Genomic DNA, 16,633 nt, shown 5'->3' with positions numbered 1-16,633 from the left:
AATCAGTACTCCGACTCGTACAGGCCCTGCAGCTCGGTGAGCAGGGCCGACGAGTCGGCCAGCTGCTTGCCGTCCAGCACGTTCACCCGCGTGATCTTGCGGACGCTGGACGCCAGGAACACGCCCTCGGCGTCGTAGAGCTCGCTGGTCTGGATCGGCTCCACGGAGACGGTCCAGCCGGCGCGCTCGGCGGCGCGGAACAACGCGTACTGGGTGGTGCCGGGCAGGATGCCGAGCTCGGACGGCGGCGTCACCAACGTCTTGCCGCGCACCAGGATCAGCGTCGAGGTCGGGCCTTCGAGCACCGAGCCGTCGGACGTCGTGAAGACGACCTCGGCGGCACCGCGGCGCTCGGCCTCGCGCAGCGCGGCCATGTTGATCGCGTACGACAACGACTTGGCGCCCAGCAGCAACCACGGCGCGCGCGACGCGAGGTCGGCGTCGATGCCGCGGTCCAGCGTCACCGCGGACAGGCCCTCGACGCGCTGCTTGAGCACCTTCGCGCCGATCTCCATGCCCAGCGCGAAGCCGGTGGGCGTGCCGTCGCCGCCCTCGACGCCGCGGGTGTAGATGAGCTTGAGGGCGAACTCCGTGCCACCGGCCCAGTTGCCGAGGACGAGCTCGACCGCGCGCTCGAACTCCGCACGGGGAGGAGGCTGCATGTCGAGCATGGCCGCGGACCGGTCGAGCCGGTCCAGGTGGGGCGTGAGTTCGCGGGGCTTCCCGTCGACCACGAGGATCGTTTCGAACACGCCGTCACCGCGCATGAGTCCGAGGTCCTCGACGCGGATCTGCGGCGAGTCGGGGTCAGCGAGGGTTCCGTCGAGCAGTGCCAGCACGCGCATGAAGTGAGCCTACTAACATCAGGTATGTGGAGACCGCAAGAGGGCTGCGCAAAACGCTGCACGACCGCGGCATGAGGATGACGCCGCAGCGTCAGCTCGTGCTGGACGCGGTCAGGTCGCTGGAACACGCGACACCCGAGCAGATCTGTCAGCGCGTCCAGGAGACGGCGCCGACGGTCAACATCACGACCATCTACCGCACGCTCGATCTTCTCGACCGGCTCGGACTGGTTCGGCACACGCACCTGGGCCACGGTGCGCCGAGCTACTCGGTCGACGATCACCAGCACGTGCACCTCGTGTGCCACGTGTGCGGAGCGGTGGAAGAAATCCCGTGTGAGCTTCTCGACCCGTTGGTCGGAACATTGCGGGAACGAGATGGGTTCGAACTTGATGCAACCCATCTCGCCCTGTCCGGCACGTGCCGCGACTGCCTGAACCAGGAGACCGAGTGACTCTCCCCGGAGCCGTCCCGCCGCCCGACGACTCGACCGACGCCGGCGTCGCCTGGCACTACGGGGACCCGTTCGCCGAACAACGCTCGGCCGCCCGCTCGGTCGTCGTGGTGGACCGCTCGAACCGGGGTGTCATCGCGATCCCGGGCGTGGACCGGCTCACGTGGCTGCACCAGCTCACCAGCCAGCACTTCGAGCAGCTGGGCGAGGGCGCGGCGACCGAGGCGCTGGTCCTGGACGCGCAGGGCCGCCTGGAGCACCACATGGTCGTCGCGAACGTCGGCGGCACGGTGTTCCTGGACGTCGAGAAGGTCGACGACCTGCTGACGTACCTGCAGAAGATGGTCTTCTGGTCGAAGGTCGAACCGCGCGACGCCACGGCGGAGTTCGCGCTGCTGACGATCACCGGCCCGGACGCCCCTGCGGTGCTGGAGAAGCTCGGCATCCCGGTGCCGGCCGACGCCGACGTGCTCGGCGAGGGCTTCGTGCGCCGCACGTCGTGGCCTGGTCAGCACTCGTTCGACCTGCTCGTCCCGCGCGCCGAGCGGGAGACCTGGTGGCAGCGGATCACGGACGCGGGCGCGCGCCCGGCCGGCAGCTACGCCTTCGAGGCGCTGAGGGTCGAGTCGCTGCGCGCACGCCAGGGCATCGACACCGACGAACGCACGATCCCGCACGAGGTCGGCCTGATCGACCCGGCCGTGCACCTCAGCAAGGGCTGCTACCGCGGCCAGGAGACGGTCGCGAAGGTCCACAACGTGGGACGCCCGCCCAGGCGAATGCTCCTACTCCACCTGGATGGTTCTGCCGACGGCACGCCGGAGACCGGGGACCCGGTCACGCTGGACGGGCGCGCGGTGGGCCGGGTGGGCAGCGTGGTGCAGCACCACGAGCTGGGGCCGATCGCGTTGGCGCTGGTCAAGCGGTCCGTACCGGTCGACGCCGAGCTGCTCGCCGGAGCTCCCGAACGGGAGGTTCCTGCCCGGATCGACCCCGACTCCGTACCTGCTGACACGCCCGGACTGGGTCGCGAGGCTGTTCGCAACTTGAGGGCGTGAGCCCAGCGGTCCGGCCACCAGCCTTCACCTGCGCTTTCGACGTCCAGACGGGCGCATCGCGGTGCCGCCCCCACGCCCTCATATCGGGCATATGGGGGCGTGGGGGCGGTGCCGCGAGGTGCCCTGCTGGGCGCCGGAAGCGACGGTGAAGGTTGGTGGCCGGACCGCTACAGTCCCGGTACATGTCCAACGGCACGCTGATCACGGTCGCTCCCACTGGAGCGGAGCACGCGAAAGCCGACGTCCCGCAGCTTCCGGTGACCCTGGAAGAGCTGGTCAAGACGGCGCAGAGCTGCGAGCAGGTCGGCGCGGCGATGATCCACGTCCACATCCGCGGCGAGGATACCAAGCCGTCGCTGGACCTCGGTCGTCTCAAGGCCACCGTCGAGGCTCTGCGCACCGAGACCAACCTCGTCGTGCAGCTCTCGTCCGGCGGGTCGGTGCGCGACCCCGAGGCCGATCGGCTGCGCGTGCTGGAGGCGGCGCCGGACTCGGCGTCCTGCACGATGGGCACCGTCAACTTCGGTGACGACGTGTTCATGAACCGCTGGGAGTTCATCGTCTCCCTGCACAAGGGCATGCAGGAACGCGGCATCGTGCCCGAGTACGAGATCTTCGACATCGGGCAGCTCGCGTCGCTCAAGCGCCTGCTGGACCAGCACGGCCTGCCCGCTGGCGGGCACGTGCACGTCGACTTCGTGATGGGTGTGCCCGGCGGCATGCCCGGTGACGCGGCCACGCTGGTCGCCGCCGTGAACGCGCTGCCGGACGGCGCGACGTTCTCCGCCACCGGGATCGGCCGGACGACCCTGCCCGTGATGTTCACCGCTTTGGGTGCGGGTGGGCACCTCCGGGTGGGTATGGAAGACACCATCAGCTACTCGCGGGGGGTGCCGGTGCGCGACAACGCACAGCTCGTGGCACGTGCCGCGGGGTTGTCCAAGATCGCCCAGCGACCCGCTTTGACGCCCGACGAGGCGCGAAAGCTCCTGGGTGTGCACATTTGAGACAACTTTGGTGCATGGGATGTGTTGGCGGGTGAGGAGGATCTACCGCAGGATGGACACGTGATCGAGGTGCGTCCTGGCGGGCGCCGCCGAATCGACAGGGTGCTCGCCCCCGACTACACGGAGGGCGTCGAGCAGCGCCCGCTCGTCGAGGTGCGCGAACTTCGCGACGAGGCTGCGCAGGAAGAGACAGATCTGTCCTACCTGCGACGGCTGTTGCACGCGCGCATCGACATCGTGCGCGCGGAGCAGGAGCGTCGCAGCTCCGGTGGCTCGGCCGTGGTAGAGCAGCTGGCCACGATTCTCTCCACGAACGCCGTGGGTCCCGCGACTGGTCTCGGTCGCTATCAGACCCATGAGCCATCACGGGCCGATGCGCATCAACGGCACGTCGAGGCGCTCATCTCCGACGTGGACCTCTCCGACGTGAGCTCGCTCGACGACCCCAAGCTCATCGAGGTGCTGGAGACGTTCATCTCGGAAGAGGCCTCGGTGTCGGTGCGCCGGCGCGAGGTGCAGGTGGTCGTGGACAGGCTCAACGCCGAGATCGCCTCGCGCTACCAGCGCGGGAGTGCCTCGGTGGACGAGCTGCTGGCTGCGGAACGCGGCCACCACCGTCCCAAGAGATGAGACGAGCGTTCCACTTTCTGAACAGGCGACCTAGCGTGCCTCTATGAGGTACCGCTGGGTCGTTCTGTGCATCGGGGCTCTGGCGCAGGGTACGAACGCGGCCGTCTTCCTCGGCCTGCCGGCGATCAGCCCCCAGCTCAGAGAGCACTTCGACCTGACGTTGCCCCAGGTGGGGCTGCTCCTGGGCGCCGTGAACCTGGGCACGATGATCGCGCTCGTGCCGTGGGGCTTCGCGGCGGACCGGCACGGCGAGCGGCTCGTGATGACCATCGGCGGCGTGGGTGCGGCCGGGTGCCTGGCCGGGGCCGCGTTCGGCAACGCCTGGGTGGCCGGGGCCTCGTTGCTCGGCGCCGGGCTCTTCGGGGCGAGCGTCAACGCCGCGAGCGGGCGGGCCGTGATGTCGTGGTTCGGTGCCTCGCAACGCGGGTTCGCGATCGGGGTGCGGCAGACCGCGACGCCGCTAGGGGCCGCGCTGACGGCCGCTGTGCTGCCCGCTGTGGCCGCGCTGGCGGGGGTGCCGGGGGCGATGGTGGTGCTGGCCGGGGCGACCGGTCTGGTGGCGCTGGCGGTGGCGATCTGGGTCCGCGAACCACCGGGGGCGATCCGGGCGTCCACGGACCACGGGCTGATCTTGAAGGACCCGAGACTGCTGCGGTTGTCGCTGGCCAGCGGGCTGCTGGTGGTGCCGCAGTTCACGACGACGACGTTGCTCGTGGCGTTGCTGCACGATCATCGCGGCGTGGCGGTCGGGGCGGCGGCGACGATCTTCGCGGTCGCCCAGGTGATCGGCGGTGCGGCCCGGCTCGGGGTCGGCGTGTGGTCGGACCGGGTGCGCAACCGGATCGGGCCGTTGAAGGTCCTCTCCCTGGTCACGGTCGGCGGGCTCGTGCTGATCGCGGCGCTGGACCAGGCGCCGGTGTGGGCGCTGGTGGCGGTGCTGATCCCGACGACGGCCGTGTCGGTCTGCTGGAACGGGCTCGCGGTCACCGAGGCGATGGAACTGGCGCCGGCGGGCCGCAGCGGGACGGCGCTCGCCATGCAGAACTCGGCCAACTACCTGAGCGCCGCGATCACCCCGCCGATCGCTGCCTTCGTGGCGACGTCAGTGGCCTGGCCGGCGGCGATGCTGCTCGCCGCCGCCTGCGGGGTGACCGCGCGGGTGCTGCTTCAGCCGTGGCGTTCCCTGCGGGCGAGCTCCGACCAGAACTCGCGCAGCGCCTCGTAGCGCAGCGCGACCTCCTCGGCGTCGTCCGCTTCGAGGGCGTCGACGATGGCGTTGACGTCCGCCGCCGAGCTGTCCTCCAGCAGGTCCTTGTCCTCCATCAGCTGCACCAGGCCGCCGTAGTCGAGTTCGACGGCGGAGTGCGGGTGGAAGTGCTCGAGCCAGCGGCCCGTGTCGGCGAGGATCTTGGCGGGCCCCTCGTCGCCCAGGGAGCCCTTGACGATCTTGTGCGCCCTCGCCACCCTGCGCCGGGCGTCCGCCATCGCCACGCGCCACGACACCTGCCGTTCCGGGTCGTCCTGGGCGCTCGCCAGCACGACGCGGCGCTGGGCGGGGTCGACGAGGGCAAACCACGGGAGCGGGACCGTCCAGGTCGTGGAGATCACGTGGACCGCGCCCGCGGAGAGTTCGGCCATCACGGCGGACGCGCGCGCTCGGACTGTCTCGGCGCTCTGGTCGAGGGCGGCGTCCTGCAGGATCGGCGGCGCGGTGGCGAGGAAGCCGACCAGAGCGGCGGCGGACCTTGCCCGGAGATCAAGGGGACACACGAGCGGACCGGGCCCGACACGCGCGGCCTCCGAGGTCGGCACCTCGGCCGGACTGATCGTCATCACGTCGAACGACTCGCCCGGGAGCAGCTTTTGTCCCAACTGTGATCGCAACCACAGCTCCCGTTCCCTCTCGCCTGCCTCCGAGCGGGGGACGGGGCCTGCTTCCAGGGCTTTTTCGACCTTGGAGGCCAGCTCTGCGTCCAACACCGACAACGGTTCGTACACCCGAAGGTAGGCGACGAACGGTCTTGGCACCTGTGCATCCTTCCACTCGGGGGCCACCGCGAGATTCGGCGGTACGTCTCATGCCTACCGCGTCGCGAGGAACCCCATCGGCACGGTACGGTAGTTACCAGGAATCAGTTGTCGAGACGAGTGGGGCCGCCGTTCCCCCGGCCGCCCCCGTCCCTGTGCGAGGGGGTCGAGCCATGGGGCGCGGCCGAGCTAAGGCCAAGCAGACGAAGGTCGCCAGGGAGCTCAAATACAGCTCTCATGAGACCGACTTCGCTGCGTTGCAGCGCGAGCTGTCGACTGATGAAAGGTCGGCGAACGGGAGCGGTGGTGGCGACGAGCCACCACACGACGACCCGTACGACGACTACGACGATTACCGTCGCTGAATTCAGCCTTCGGAGTTCAAGGGTTGGGCAACCGGTGACCCCGGTGTCCAGCCCTTGAACTCTGAGGGCTGTTTCAGAACGCCCTGGCGTACTGCTGCGGCGCCCTGACCTCCACACCCAGCTGCTGTGCCGCGTGCAGCGGCCAGTACGGGTCGCGGAGCAGTTCGCGCGCGAGCAGGACCAGGTCGGCGGAGCCGTCCGTCACAATCTGCTCGGCCTGCTTCGCTTCGGTGATCAGGCCGACCGCACCCGTGGGCACGTCTGCCTTGCGTCGCACCGCCTCGGCGAGCGGCACCTGGTAGCCGGGCCCGATCGGGATGTCCGCCTGCGCGACGATGCCGCCGCTGGACACGTCGATCAGGTCCGCACCCGCGGCCTTGAGCGCCTGTGCCAGCACGACGCTGTCGTCGGACGTCCACGCGCCCTCGACCCAGTCGCTGCCGGTGATCCGGACGAGCACCGGCACGTCGGGGCCGACGGCCGCGCGCACGGCCGCGGTGATCTCGACGCTCAGGGCGATGCGTTCTTCCAGGCTGCCCTCGTTCGTGAGCGGCGAGTAGAACTGGTGCAGCAGGTAGCCGTGGGCGGCGTGGATCTCGATGACCTCGAAGCCGGCCTCACGCGCCCGCAGCGCGCCGTCGACGAACGCCTTGACGATCTCGGACGTGCCGGTCAGCTTCTCCGGCTGGTTGCCGCCGGGGAACGGTTCGGTCGTGGACGACACCGGCACCCAGTCACCGATGGCCTTGCGACCGGCGTGCGCGAGCTGGATGCCCGGCACCGCGCCGTGCTCCTTGATGAACGCCACGATCGGCTTCCACGCCTCGACCTGCTCGTCGTTCCAGATGCCGGTGTCCTGGGGCGAGATCCGGCCGCGCGGCTCGACGGACGTGGCCTCGGCCATGACGAGCCCCGCGCCGCCGACCGCCCGGGAGCCCAGGTGCACGAGGTGCCAGGTGGTGGGCACGCCGTCTTCCTTCGACACCGAGTACTGGCACATCGGGCTGACCGCGATGCGGTTGGGCAACGTGACCGAGCGCAGGGTCAACGGGGAGAAGAGCTGGCTCACTTCGGGGCTCCCTTGAGAACGTTCGAGTCCTGACGAATCGTTCAAGGGACGTCGCGGGCGGGATGTTCCCGGCGGGTGGGGTGTCTCAGTCAGTGAACAGTGACGCAGAGACACGAGCGGGCGTGAAGTTGGGCGGCCACAGCGTTCCCCGGTTGACCCTGGCCCCGGCCAGCGCGGCCTTGTCCAGGTTGACCGCCCGCATGTCGGCGCCGCGCAGGTCCGCGTCGGTGAGGTCGGCCGCGCGCAGGTCCGCCCCTTCGAGGCACGCGACCCGCAGGGAGGCGTTGCGCAACGAGGCTCCGCGCAGGTCCGCGTCCCGGAGTTCGCTGGCGTCGAGCACGCACCCGTCGAGGCACGTGCCGAGCAGCCGCGCGCCGGTGAGGTTGGCCCGGCGGAGCACGGCACCCGCGAGTTCGAGCTTGCCGAGTTCGGCGCCGCGCAGGTCGACGTGCGACAGGTCGAGCCCCACGGCGGGCCAGCGGGTGAGGATCGCGAGGGCGGCCTCGACGTCCGGACGGTCGCCGGACGGCGGTTCCTCGGTCGGCCAGGGCGAGCGGTCGCGCAGGAAGTCGGACACCGTGTCGTCCACCAGCGGCCGGCTGCGCGCCGAGTCCTTCGCGATCTGGTCGAGCAGGCGCAGTCCGTCGAGCCGTTCCTCGGTCAGCTCACTGCCGAGGAGCTCGATCGCCCTGCGGTAGCGGTCGACGAACTGGCCGTCCCTGACCTGGCGCCAGGCCAACGCGGCACCCGCGACGACCAGCAGTCCACCGAAGACCATCGATCGCGGAGAGGCCTGCGGCACCACCAGGGCGACACCGAGTACGACCAGGGCGACGGCCCCGAGCCGGAACATCCGCTTGTTCACTGCAGGCCATCTTCGCCACAGTCCTCGGTGTCGCGGTATCCGCTGTTGGAGTTCAGCTCAGATAACGAACCTGCTTGGCCTTGCCTTCCAGCACGTCCTCGCGGGCCTGAGCGATCTCCGCGCGGTGTGAGACCTCCGGCACACCGACCTCCCACCACGCCCCGGCCTCGGTCCACGACGACGGGTGCGTGCGGATCACGACCACGGCCGGGCGCTGCTCGGCCACGGCCACCTCGCGGGCCTTGCGGTAAGCGCCTTCCAGGTCGGCGAGCGAGTCCACGGCGAACACCGCGCAGCCCAACGTCGCCGCGTGCGCCGCGAAGTCCGTGCGCGGGGGTTCGGCGTGGGAGGTGGTGCAGTCGGCGTACAGGTTGTTGAAGCCCGCGCCGCCCTGGCCGGTCTGGAGGCGGTGGATCACGGCGAAGCCGTCGTTGTCGCAGACGACGGCGACGAAGCCGTGGCCCGCGAAGGCCGCGCTGAACAGTTCGGAGTTCAGCATCAGGTAGCTGCCGTCGCCGAGCAGCGTGGTGACGACGCCCTGGGTGTGGGCGATCGCGGCACCCCAGGCACCGGCCAGTTCGTAGCCCATGCAGGAGAAGCCGTACTCGACGTCCATCGTGGACTCGCCGGTGGCGCGCCAGCCGCCGATCAGTTCGCCGGGGAGGCCGCCGGACGCCGTCATGACGTAGTCGGTGGGCTCGCTGACGTCGTTCACGACGCCGACGACCTGCGCGTACGTCGGGAGGCCCTCGCCAGGGGCGCGCAGGGACGTGATGTGGGCGTCCCACTTCGTGCGTTCGGCTTGAGCGCGGGACGCCCATTCGGCCGGGGCCTGCCAGTCGGCGAGGACGTCGGTCAGTTCGCGCAGGCCCTCGTCGGCGTCGGCGACCAGGGCGAACGAGCCGTGCTTCACGGCGTCGAAGCGGGCCGCGTTCAGCGAGACGAGGTGCGCGTCCGGCGAGAAGACGGTCCAGGACGCGGTGGTGAAGTCCTGCAGGCGGGTGCCGACGGCGATCACCACGTCGGCCTCGCCCGCGAGGACGTTGGCCGAGGTGGAGCCGGTGATGCCGAGCGGACCGGCGTGCAGCGGGTGCTCGTGCGGGACCAGCGTGCGGCCCGCCGTGGTCTCGACGATCGGGATGTTGTGCTGCTCGGCGAACCGCAGCGCCCGGCCGGCCGCGCCCGAGTAGCGGACGCCACCACCCAGCACGAGGAGTGGTTTGGCGGCGTTGCGGATCGCGGTCGCGGCTTCGGCCAGGGCGATCAGGTCCGGGCGTTGCCGCAACGGGCGGTGCAGGACCGGCGCGAAGAGGGCGTCGGGGAAGTCGTAGGACTCGGCCTGGACGTCCTGCGGGAGCGCCAAAGTCACCGGGCCGCAGTCGGCCGGGTCGGTGAGGACGCGCGCGACCTGCGGCAACGTCGAGAGCAGCTGCTCGGGCCTGGTGATCCGGTCGAAGTAGCGGCTGACCGCGCGGAACGCGTCGTTGACCGTCGCGGTCGGGTCGTGGAAGTGCTCGACCTGCTGGAGAACAGGGTCGGGCGCGCGGCCGGTGAACGTGTCGCCGGGCAGCAGCAGGAGCGGCAGGCGGTTGGCGTGCGCGACGCCGGCCGCGGTGACCATGTTCAGCGCGCCGGGGCCGATGGACGACGTGGCGACGCCGACCTGACGGCGGTGCGTGGCCTTGCCGATGCCGACGGCCGCGAGCGCCATGCCCTGCTCGTTCTGGCCGCGCCACACCGGAAGGCGGTCGCGGACCTCCTCCAGGGCGTTGCCGAGGCCGAGCACGTTGCCGTGGCCGAAGATCGCGAAGACGCCCGGGAACAGCGGCGCCTGCGTGCCGTCGAAGAGTTCGGTGCGCTGGGCCAGCATCCAGCGGACCAGCGCCTGCGCGGTCGTGAGCCTCACTTGGTCCGCCCCTCGGCAGTCGTGACCGGGCAGCGCGGGTCGAGTTCCTGGGTCGCCCAGCTGTCCCTGATCCAGGTGTGGGCCGGGTCGTCGCAGAACGCCATCGAGCGTTCGGTGCCCGGACCTGCGAGAACGTTCAGGTAGTACATGGGGTAACCCGGCGCCGCGACGCACGGGCCGTGGTAGCCGCGCGGGATCAGGAAGACGTCGCCGTCGCGGACGGTCACGTCCTCGTCGATCGTGCCGTCGTCGGTGTACGTGCGGTGGAACCCGAAACCGGTGCGGGACGGGGTGATCGCGTCGCGGTCGGCGATGCGGAAGTAGTAGATCTCCTCGTTGTTCACCTCGCACGGCTCGGACTCGTCGTGCTTGTGCGGCGGGTACGAGGACCAGTTGCCGTCCGGGGTGATCAGCTCGCACGCGTTGAGCTTGTCCGCGTGGTCCCAGACGCCGGGGACACCGAAGTTCGTGACCTGGCGGGTCGCGTTGCCGGAGCCGCGCACCTCGACCGGGACGCCCTCGGCCGGGCCGTACTTCGGCGTCAGGCGGTTCTCGCAGCGGGCCATCGGCAGCGCGACCTCGCAGCCGTCCACTGAGGACAGTCGAACGGAGGCGTCGCGCGGCACGTAGGCGAAGTCCGTGACGCGGGTGAACACCGAGTCACGGCCCTGCAGCTCGAACCGCTCGTCGTCGACCTCGACCGTCAGCGACCCGGCGAGCGGCAGCACGAACGCCTCGAACTCGCCGGTCTCGACGGTGCGCACCCAGCCGGGTTCGATCCGCAGCACGCGCAGGCCGGTGTAGGTCCACTGCGCGTCCTCCGGCGTGAGCCACACGACGTCGGTGTCGGTCGAGAGAGTCCCGTGTGGACGGTGCAGCGTCATTCCGTGATTCCCTTTGCGGTCCGGAGGATTTCGGCGGCAGCGGCAACCGCGGCGGCGACGTCACCGTCCGGCGGGTAGAGCAGCGCGCGGCCGACGACGAGCCCGCGCACGGTCGGGTGCTGGAGCGAGCGACCCCACGACGCGAGGTCGTCCTCCGGCCGTTCGGACGGAACGCCGCCGAGCACCAGCGCGGGCAACGCGGTGGTGTCCAGCACGACCTCGGGTTCCTCGGGCGCGGGCAACTTCAGCCAGGTGTACGCGGAGGTCGCGCCCAGCCCTGCGGCCACGGCCGAAGCCCGCGAGAGGGCCGCGGAATCCTTCTGCAGCACCAACTTGTCGTTGTGGTCGCGTTTGTAGGGCAACGGTTCGACCATCGCCATCAGGCCGTGCTCGGCGAGTTCGGTGACGGCCCGCGCGCAGCCTTCCAGCGTCGGGATCGTGCCGGGGTCCGAGTCGACCAGGCGCAGCAGCATCTTGCCGCCGTCGAGGCCGAACGTCGCGATGGACGCCGCGTCGTACGCGGTGAACCTGTCGTCGATCTCCCAGTCCGCACCGGCCAGGCCGCCGCGGTTCATCGAGCCGATGACCACGCGGTCGTTCAGGCCGTCCAGCAGCAGCAGGTCCTCGATCACGTCCGGCGTGCCGAGCACCCCGTCGACGTCGGGGTTCGCCAACGCCGTCAGCAGTCTGGACAGCAACGAGCGGCGGTCGGCCATCGCGAGCGGGTCGCCGCCGACCCCGAGCGCACCGCGGGCCGGGTGGTCCGCCGCGACCAGGAACAGCGTGGACTTGCCGTTCAGCAACGAGTTCCGGCGCTTGCGGGACTGGTAGGCCCGCCGGATCGAACCGGGGTCCTCGGCCCGCCGCCACAACAGCTCACGCCACTGGCCATCGGTGATCACAGGAGTTCCTCGATCTCTTTCTGGTCCGGCATCGCGTCGGCGCAGGCCAGCCGGGACGCCACGATCGCGCCGGCCGCGTTGGCGTGGCGGGCGATCTTGACCGGATCCCAGCCGGAGAGCAGGCCGTGTGCCAGCGAACCGCCGAACGCGTCGCCGGCGCCGAGTCCGCACACCACCTCGACCGGGTTCGGGGCGACCGTCCACCGTCCCTCGGGCGTGGCCACGAGCACGCCGTCGGCGCCCTTCTTGACCAGTGCCAACGAGATCCCGCGCGCCAGCAACCGGTCCGCGGCCTCGTCGGGGTCGGACGTGCCGACCGCGACCTCGCACTCGGTCCGGTTGCCGACCGCGACCGTGACGTGGTCGAGCATCCAGCTGATCTCGGCCCGCGCGGTCTCGACGTCCGGCCAGAACATCGGCCGGTAGTCGAGGTCGAGCACGGTGTGTCCGTTGCGCGCGCGGGTTTCGAGCATCTTGCGTTGCGAACTCCGAGCGGGTTCAGCGGACACGCCCGTGCCGGTGACCCACAACAACGGGACCTCGCGCACGACGTCCCACGGCACGTCGGCCTCGGAGATCGTGAGATCCGGTGCGATCGGCAGGCGGTAGAACAGCAACGGCGGGTCGGCGGGCGGGTTGAGCTCGCAGAACACCACCGGTGTCAGAAGATCCGGCGAGGTGCCGACGTGCTGCGACGAGACGCCGAAGCCCTCCAGCGCCTCGCGGACGTACGTGCCGAAGCCGTCCGGGCCGACCTTGGTGAGCACGCCGGTCCGGCGGCCGAGCCGGGCGGCGGCGACCGCGACGTTGGTCGCGGTGCCGCCGAGCGACTTGGCGAAGGTGCTGACCTGGGCCAGCGGGACCCCGGACTGCTCCGGGTAGAGGTCCACCCCGACCCGGCCGACGGTCAGCACTTCCAGTGAGGTCACGCCTCGACACCCCGCAGCTCGTGCTCCAGCGCCTCGAGTTCGGCACCACCGGCCATCTGCTTGGTCAGCTCGTTGATGTCGATCTCGGACTTCTCGTACGAGCCGAGCGCGCGGCCCCGCTTGAGCAGCAGGAACCGGTTGCCGACCGGGTAGGCGTGGTGCGGGTTGTGGGTGATCAGCACGACGCCGAGGCCGCGATCACGCGCCTGGGCCACGTACTTCAGCACCACACCGGCCTGCTTCACGCCGAGCGCCGCGGTCGGTTCGTCGAGGATCAGCACCTTGGCGCCGAAGTGCACGGCGCGGGCGATGGCGACGCACTGCCGTTCACCACCGGAGAGCGTGCCGACGGGCTGTTCGACGTCGCGGAGGTCGATGCCCATGTCGGACAACGCCTTCTTGGTGATCTCCTTGCCCTTCTTGCGGTCCAGGAACCCGAACTTCGTGGTGGGCTCCGAACCGAGGAAGAAGTTGCGCCACACCGACATCAGCGGCACCACCGCGAGGTCCTGGTACACGGTCGCGATGCCGTGGTCCAGGGCCTCGCGGGGGGACGAGAACCTGATCTCCTCGCCCTCGACCTTGAACGAGCCCTGGTCGTGCTGATGGACACCGGCCAGGATCTTGATCAGGGTCGACTTCCCGGCGCCGTTGTCGCCGAGCACGCAGGTGACCTCACCCGCGTTGACCACAGTGGACACGTCGCTGAGCGCGATGACGCTGCCGTAGGTCTTGCCGATGTTCTCGGTCTCGATGAGTGACGTCATCGCCTGACCCTTTCCGCGCGGCGGCGCAGCATGTTGTTCACCAGCACGGCGGCCAGCAGCATCACGCCGAGGAACAGCTGGAACCAGTCGCTGTTCCAGCCCGCGTAGACGATGCCCTGCCGGGCCATGCCGAAGATCAGCGCGCCGATCGCCGCACCGACCGCGGAACCGAAGCCACCGGTGAGCAGACAGCCGCCGATGACCGCCGCGATGATGTACTGGAACTCGAGGCCGATGCCCTGGTTCGCCTGCACGCTCGCGTACCGCAGGATGTTGATCGAGCCGACCAGCCACGCGGCGAACGCCGTGGTCATGAACAGCAGGATCTTGGACCGCACGACCGGCACGCCGACCGCGCGCGAACTCTGCGCGGCGCCACCGATCGCGAAGATCCAGTTGCCGAACTTGGTGCGCATCAACAACGTCGACGCGACCACGGTGAACAGCACCCACCAGATGATCGACACGTAGAAGCTCGTGCCGCCGATCTGGAACGTCGACGCGAACAAGAAGCCCGCCGACTCGTAGCCCGCGGTCTCTCGCATGCCCGAGACCTGCACGCTGCCGGTGACCAGGCGCGTGATGCCGAGGTTCAGGCCTTGCAGGGCGAGGAAACTGCCCAGCGTCACGATGAAGCTCGGCAGGCCCGTGCGCATCACGAGCCAGCCGTTCAGCGCGCCCACCGCCAACGCGAAGGCGAGCGACACCAGCAACGCCAGCCAGACGTTCAGTCCGAGCTGGGTGGCGAGGAGAGCCGTGACGAGCGCGGTCGACGCGGTCATGACACCGGCGGACAGGTCGAACTCGCCGCCGATCATGAGCAGTGCCACCGCGACCGCCATGATCCCGAGCATCGAGGCGTCGTCCAGCCAGGTGGCCGCGCCTCCGATGCTCAGGAACTGCTCGGTGACCACGGAGAAGAACAGGAACACCAGCAGTGCGCCGAGCATCGCGCCGATCTCGGGGCGTTTGATCAGCTGATCCATCGCCCTGGGCTTGCCCAGCCGTTCGTCGGCAGCCGGTGGAGCTGTGGCTGTCACGGTCATCTCCCCGCCTCCTCCTTACCTCTTGCCGTTCTTGGCGTACTCCGCGACCTTGTCGACGTTGTCCTTGTCGACGAAGCCGGGACCGGTGAGGACGGGCTTGCCGCCACCGAGGGTGTTGGCGTTGTCCTTGTAGAGCTTCAGCATCACGATCGGCAGGTAGCCCTGCTGGTACTGCTGCTGATCGACGGCGAAGAGCACCTCGCCGGCCTTGATCGCGGTGACCACGTCGGCGTTCAGGTCGAACGTCGCGACCTGTGCCTTCGAGCTCGCGCCCTTGATGGCCGCGGACGCGTTCACGGCGACCTGCGGGTTGAGCGCCAGCACGCCGTCGATGGCGGCGTCGGACTGCAGCTTGGCCTTGATGCGGGCCTCGATGTCGGTCGGGTTGGAGATGTCGACCTGGAGGTTCTCCACCGCGCCGCCGAAGCCGGTGCGGGCACCGTCGCAGCGCTGGTTGAGGCCCGAGTTGCCGGCCTCGTGGATCACGCAGAGCAGCTTGGTCTTGCCTGCGGCCTTGAGCTTCTTGCCGGCTTCCTCACCGGCGATCGACTCCTCCTGGCCGACGTGCGCCATGGCACCGAACTCCGCGCTCTTCGCGCTGCCGGAGTTGATGGTGATGACCGGGATGCCCGCCTTGACGGCGTTCTCGATCGACGTCTTGAGCGCGTCCGGGTTCGCCATCGACACCACGATGCCGCCGACCTTCTGCGACACGGCGTTGTCGATCAGCTTGGCCTGGGCGCCGGGGTCGCCGTCGGAGTTGTAGGTGACGCCGACGCCGAGCTGCTTGCCCGCGTCCTCGGCGCCGACCTTCACGACGCTCCAGAACGCGTCGCCCGCGGTGCCGTGGGTGATGACGGAAACCTTGAGGTCACCCGAGGACTGCGAGCTGTTGTTGCTGCCGGTGTTCTGCGTGTTCGTTCCAGTGGGACCGCTACACGCGGCCAGCAGAGCTACACCCGCGAGCGCCACGCCCGCGCGGATGACCAGACGAGACTTCATCGTCTCCAGTCCCTTCAGAGGATCTTGCTGAGGTGCGCGAGGCTGCGCCCGGTGTCCTTCAGTGGCTTGTCCACTGGACTTCCGTCCTTGAGCTGGGTGTCCTGCTCAAGCACGAACCAACCGGTGTAACCCGCCTCCTGGACGAGCTTCACCAGCGCTTCCACGTCCACGTCGCCGTCCCCGAGCGGCACGTAGATGCCCTGTTCCACGGCATCGGTGTAACTGAGTTCGCCGCTGCGCACCTTCGCCGCGATCTCGTCACGCACGTCCTTGAGATGCACGTGACCGATGCGGTCCGGGTAGCGGCGCGCCAGCTCGACCGGGTCCGTGCCACCGATGAGGAGGTGGCCGGTGTCCAGGCAGAGCTGGAGATCGGAGTCCGCGAGGAACCGGTCGACCTCCGCCTCCCGCTCGACGTGGGTGCCCACGTGCGGGTGCAGCACGGTTTGCAGACCGTGCTTCGCGGCGATCTCGCGGATCTTCGCGCAGGTGTCGACGAGCGTGTTCCACTCGTCGTCGCTGAGCTTGGGGGTCTCGTCGTAGCCGTCCAGGCCGGTGGCCGCGGCGAGCACGAGCACCTCGGCCCCGCCCGCCTTGAGGATCGCGGCGACGCGGTCGGCTTCGTCCAGAGTGGACTGCACGCCGGTGTGCAGCGTGACGGCGAGGAAGCCGCCGACGAGGCTGAGTTCGTGGCTGTGCAGCAGGGTCTTGAGCTGCGCGGGGTCGGCCGGGAGGTAGTCCGGCGGGCCGAGTTCGGTGGCGGTGAGGCCGAGGGAGCGCATTTCGCTCAGCACCGTCTCGGACGGGAGGACGTTGCCCCAGCCCGGTACCTCGCACACGCCCCAGGAGATCGGTGCCCCAGCGATCTTCGCCAT

Annotated in this window: 18 protein-coding genes; 6 read left to right on the top strand and 12 right to left on the bottom strand. The window is 69.8% G+C overall.

What is annotated here, in order from left to right:
* Positions 1–2: 2 nt before the first annotated feature.
* Positions 3–845, bottom strand: coding sequence for an aminodeoxychorismate lyase (locus JNUCC0626_RS35225; protein WP_394615045.1), 843 nt, complete (start codon positions 843–845; stop codon positions 3–5).
* A 71-nt stretch (positions 846–916) separates the two neighbouring features.
* Between JNUCC0626_RS35225 and JNUCC0626_RS35220 the strand changes: the two genes are divergently transcribed.
* From JNUCC0626_RS35220 to JNUCC0626_RS35200, 5 genes are all read left to right on the top strand, one after another.
* Entirely contained in the window at positions 917–1,300 is a 384-nt protein-coding gene (locus JNUCC0626_RS35220) for a Fur family transcriptional regulator (protein ID WP_394622174.1), read from the top strand.
* Positions 1,276–2,358, top strand: a complete 1,083-nt coding sequence (locus JNUCC0626_RS35215) for a YgfZ/GcvT domain-containing protein (RefSeq protein WP_394622173.1) — start codon at positions 1,276–1,278, stop codon at positions 2,356–2,358. Before JNUCC0626_RS35220 ends, JNUCC0626_RS35215 begins: the two co-directional genes overlap by 25 nt.
* 182 nt (positions 2,359–2,540) lie before the next feature.
* Entirely contained in the window at positions 2,541–3,365 is an 825-nt protein-coding gene (locus JNUCC0626_RS35210; protein WP_394615044.1) for a 3-keto-5-aminohexanoate cleavage protein, read from the top strand.
* Positions 3,366–3,425: 60 nt separating this feature from the next.
* The gene (locus tag JNUCC0626_RS35205; protein WP_394615043.1) at positions 3,426–3,995 is read left to right on the top strand and encodes an aerial mycelium formation protein; all 570 of its coding nucleotides are present in this window, start codon (positions 3,426–3,428) and stop codon (positions 3,993–3,995) included.
* Positions 3,996–4,038: 43 nt separating this feature from the next.
* A complete protein-coding gene (locus JNUCC0626_RS35200) occupies positions 4,039–5,220 on the top strand; it encodes an MFS transporter (RefSeq protein WP_394615042.1) in 1,182 nt (393 codons plus the stop codon).
* Here the strand turns inward: JNUCC0626_RS35200 and JNUCC0626_RS35195 are convergent.
* Entirely contained in the window at positions 5,163–6,023 is an 861-nt protein-coding gene (locus tag JNUCC0626_RS35195; protein WP_394615041.1) for a hypothetical protein, read from the bottom strand. The two genes, JNUCC0626_RS35200 and JNUCC0626_RS35195, sit on opposite strands and share 58 nt — an antisense overlap.
* Before the next feature lie 173 nt (positions 6,024–6,196).
* Here JNUCC0626_RS35195 and JNUCC0626_RS35190 point away from each other — a divergent pair, with 173 nt between their 5' ends.
* Complete coding sequence (locus JNUCC0626_RS35190) at positions 6,197–6,388, top strand: DUF3073 domain-containing protein (protein ID WP_394615040.1); 192 nt, start codon at positions 6,197–6,199, stop codon at positions 6,386–6,388.
* 73 nt (positions 6,389–6,461) lie between these two features.
* On the opposite strand, the gene JNUCC0626_RS35185 is transcribed toward JNUCC0626_RS35190, so the two are convergent.
* From JNUCC0626_RS35185 to JNUCC0626_RS35140, 10 genes are all read right to left on the bottom strand, one after another.
* A complete protein-coding gene (locus tag JNUCC0626_RS35185) occupies positions 6,462–7,457 on the bottom strand; it encodes an NADH:flavin oxidoreductase/NADH oxidase (RefSeq protein WP_394615039.1) in 996 nt (331 codons plus the stop codon).
* 85 nt (positions 7,458–7,542) lie between these two features.
* Positions 7,543–8,322, bottom strand: coding sequence for a pentapeptide repeat-containing protein (locus JNUCC0626_RS35180; RefSeq protein ID WP_394615038.1), 780 nt, complete (start codon positions 8,320–8,322; stop codon positions 7,543–7,545).
* Between the two features lie 52 nt (positions 8,323–8,374).
* Entirely contained in the window at positions 8,375–10,228 is a 1,854-nt protein-coding gene (gene iolD / locus JNUCC0626_RS35175; protein WP_394615037.1) for a 3D-(3,5/4)-trihydroxycyclohexane-1,2-dione acylhydrolase (decyclizing), read from the bottom strand.
* Positions 10,225–11,112 carry a 5-deoxy-glucuronate isomerase gene (gene iolB / locus JNUCC0626_RS35170; RefSeq protein WP_394615036.1) on the bottom strand — a complete coding sequence of 296 codons (888 nt, stop codon included), beginning with the start codon at positions 11,110–11,112 and terminating at the stop codon, positions 10,225–10,227. Before iolB ends, iolD begins: the two co-directional genes overlap by 4 nt.
* A complete protein-coding gene (locus JNUCC0626_RS35165) occupies positions 11,109–12,014 on the bottom strand; it encodes a Cgl0159 family (beta/alpha)8-fold protein (protein ID WP_394615035.1) in 906 nt (301 codons plus the stop codon). Before JNUCC0626_RS35165 ends, iolB begins: the two co-directional genes overlap by 4 nt.
* Positions 12,011–12,943 carry a 5-dehydro-2-deoxygluconokinase gene (gene iolC / locus JNUCC0626_RS35160; RefSeq protein ID WP_394615034.1) on the bottom strand — a complete coding sequence of 311 codons (933 nt, stop codon included), beginning with the start codon at positions 12,941–12,943 and terminating at the stop codon, positions 12,011–12,013. Before iolC ends, JNUCC0626_RS35165 begins: the two co-directional genes overlap by 4 nt.
* Positions 12,940–13,710, bottom strand: a complete 771-nt coding sequence (locus JNUCC0626_RS35155; RefSeq protein ID WP_394615033.1) for an ATP-binding cassette domain-containing protein — start codon at positions 13,708–13,710, stop codon at positions 12,940–12,942. Before JNUCC0626_RS35155 ends, iolC begins: the two co-directional genes overlap by 4 nt.
* Positions 13,707–14,756 carry an ABC transporter permease gene (locus tag JNUCC0626_RS35150; protein ID WP_394615032.1) on the bottom strand — a complete coding sequence of 350 codons (1,050 nt, stop codon included), beginning with the start codon at positions 14,754–14,756 and terminating at the stop codon, positions 13,707–13,709. The genes JNUCC0626_RS35155 and JNUCC0626_RS35150 overlap by 4 nt, the downstream gene beginning before the upstream one ends.
* Positions 14,757–14,771: 15 nt before the next feature.
* On the bottom strand, positions 14,772–15,758 hold the full coding sequence (locus tag JNUCC0626_RS35145; protein WP_394615031.1) for a sugar ABC transporter substrate-binding protein: 987 nt from the start codon (positions 15,756–15,758) through the stop codon (positions 14,772–14,774).
* 14 nt (positions 15,759–15,772) lie between these two features.
* The gene (locus tag JNUCC0626_RS35140) at positions 15,773–16,633 is read right to left on the bottom strand and encodes a TIM barrel protein (RefSeq protein WP_394615030.1); all 861 of its coding nucleotides are present in this window, start codon (positions 16,631–16,633) and stop codon (positions 15,773–15,775) included.

This window comes from Lentzea sp. JNUCC 0626, from assembly GCF_043632865.1.
In the GTDB taxonomy this organism is placed as follows: Bacteria; Actinomycetota; Actinomycetes; order Mycobacteriales; family Pseudonocardiaceae; genus Lentzea.
Note: the sequence above shows the minus strand (reverse complement) of the source record. Positions and strands in the feature narration are given on the sequence as shown.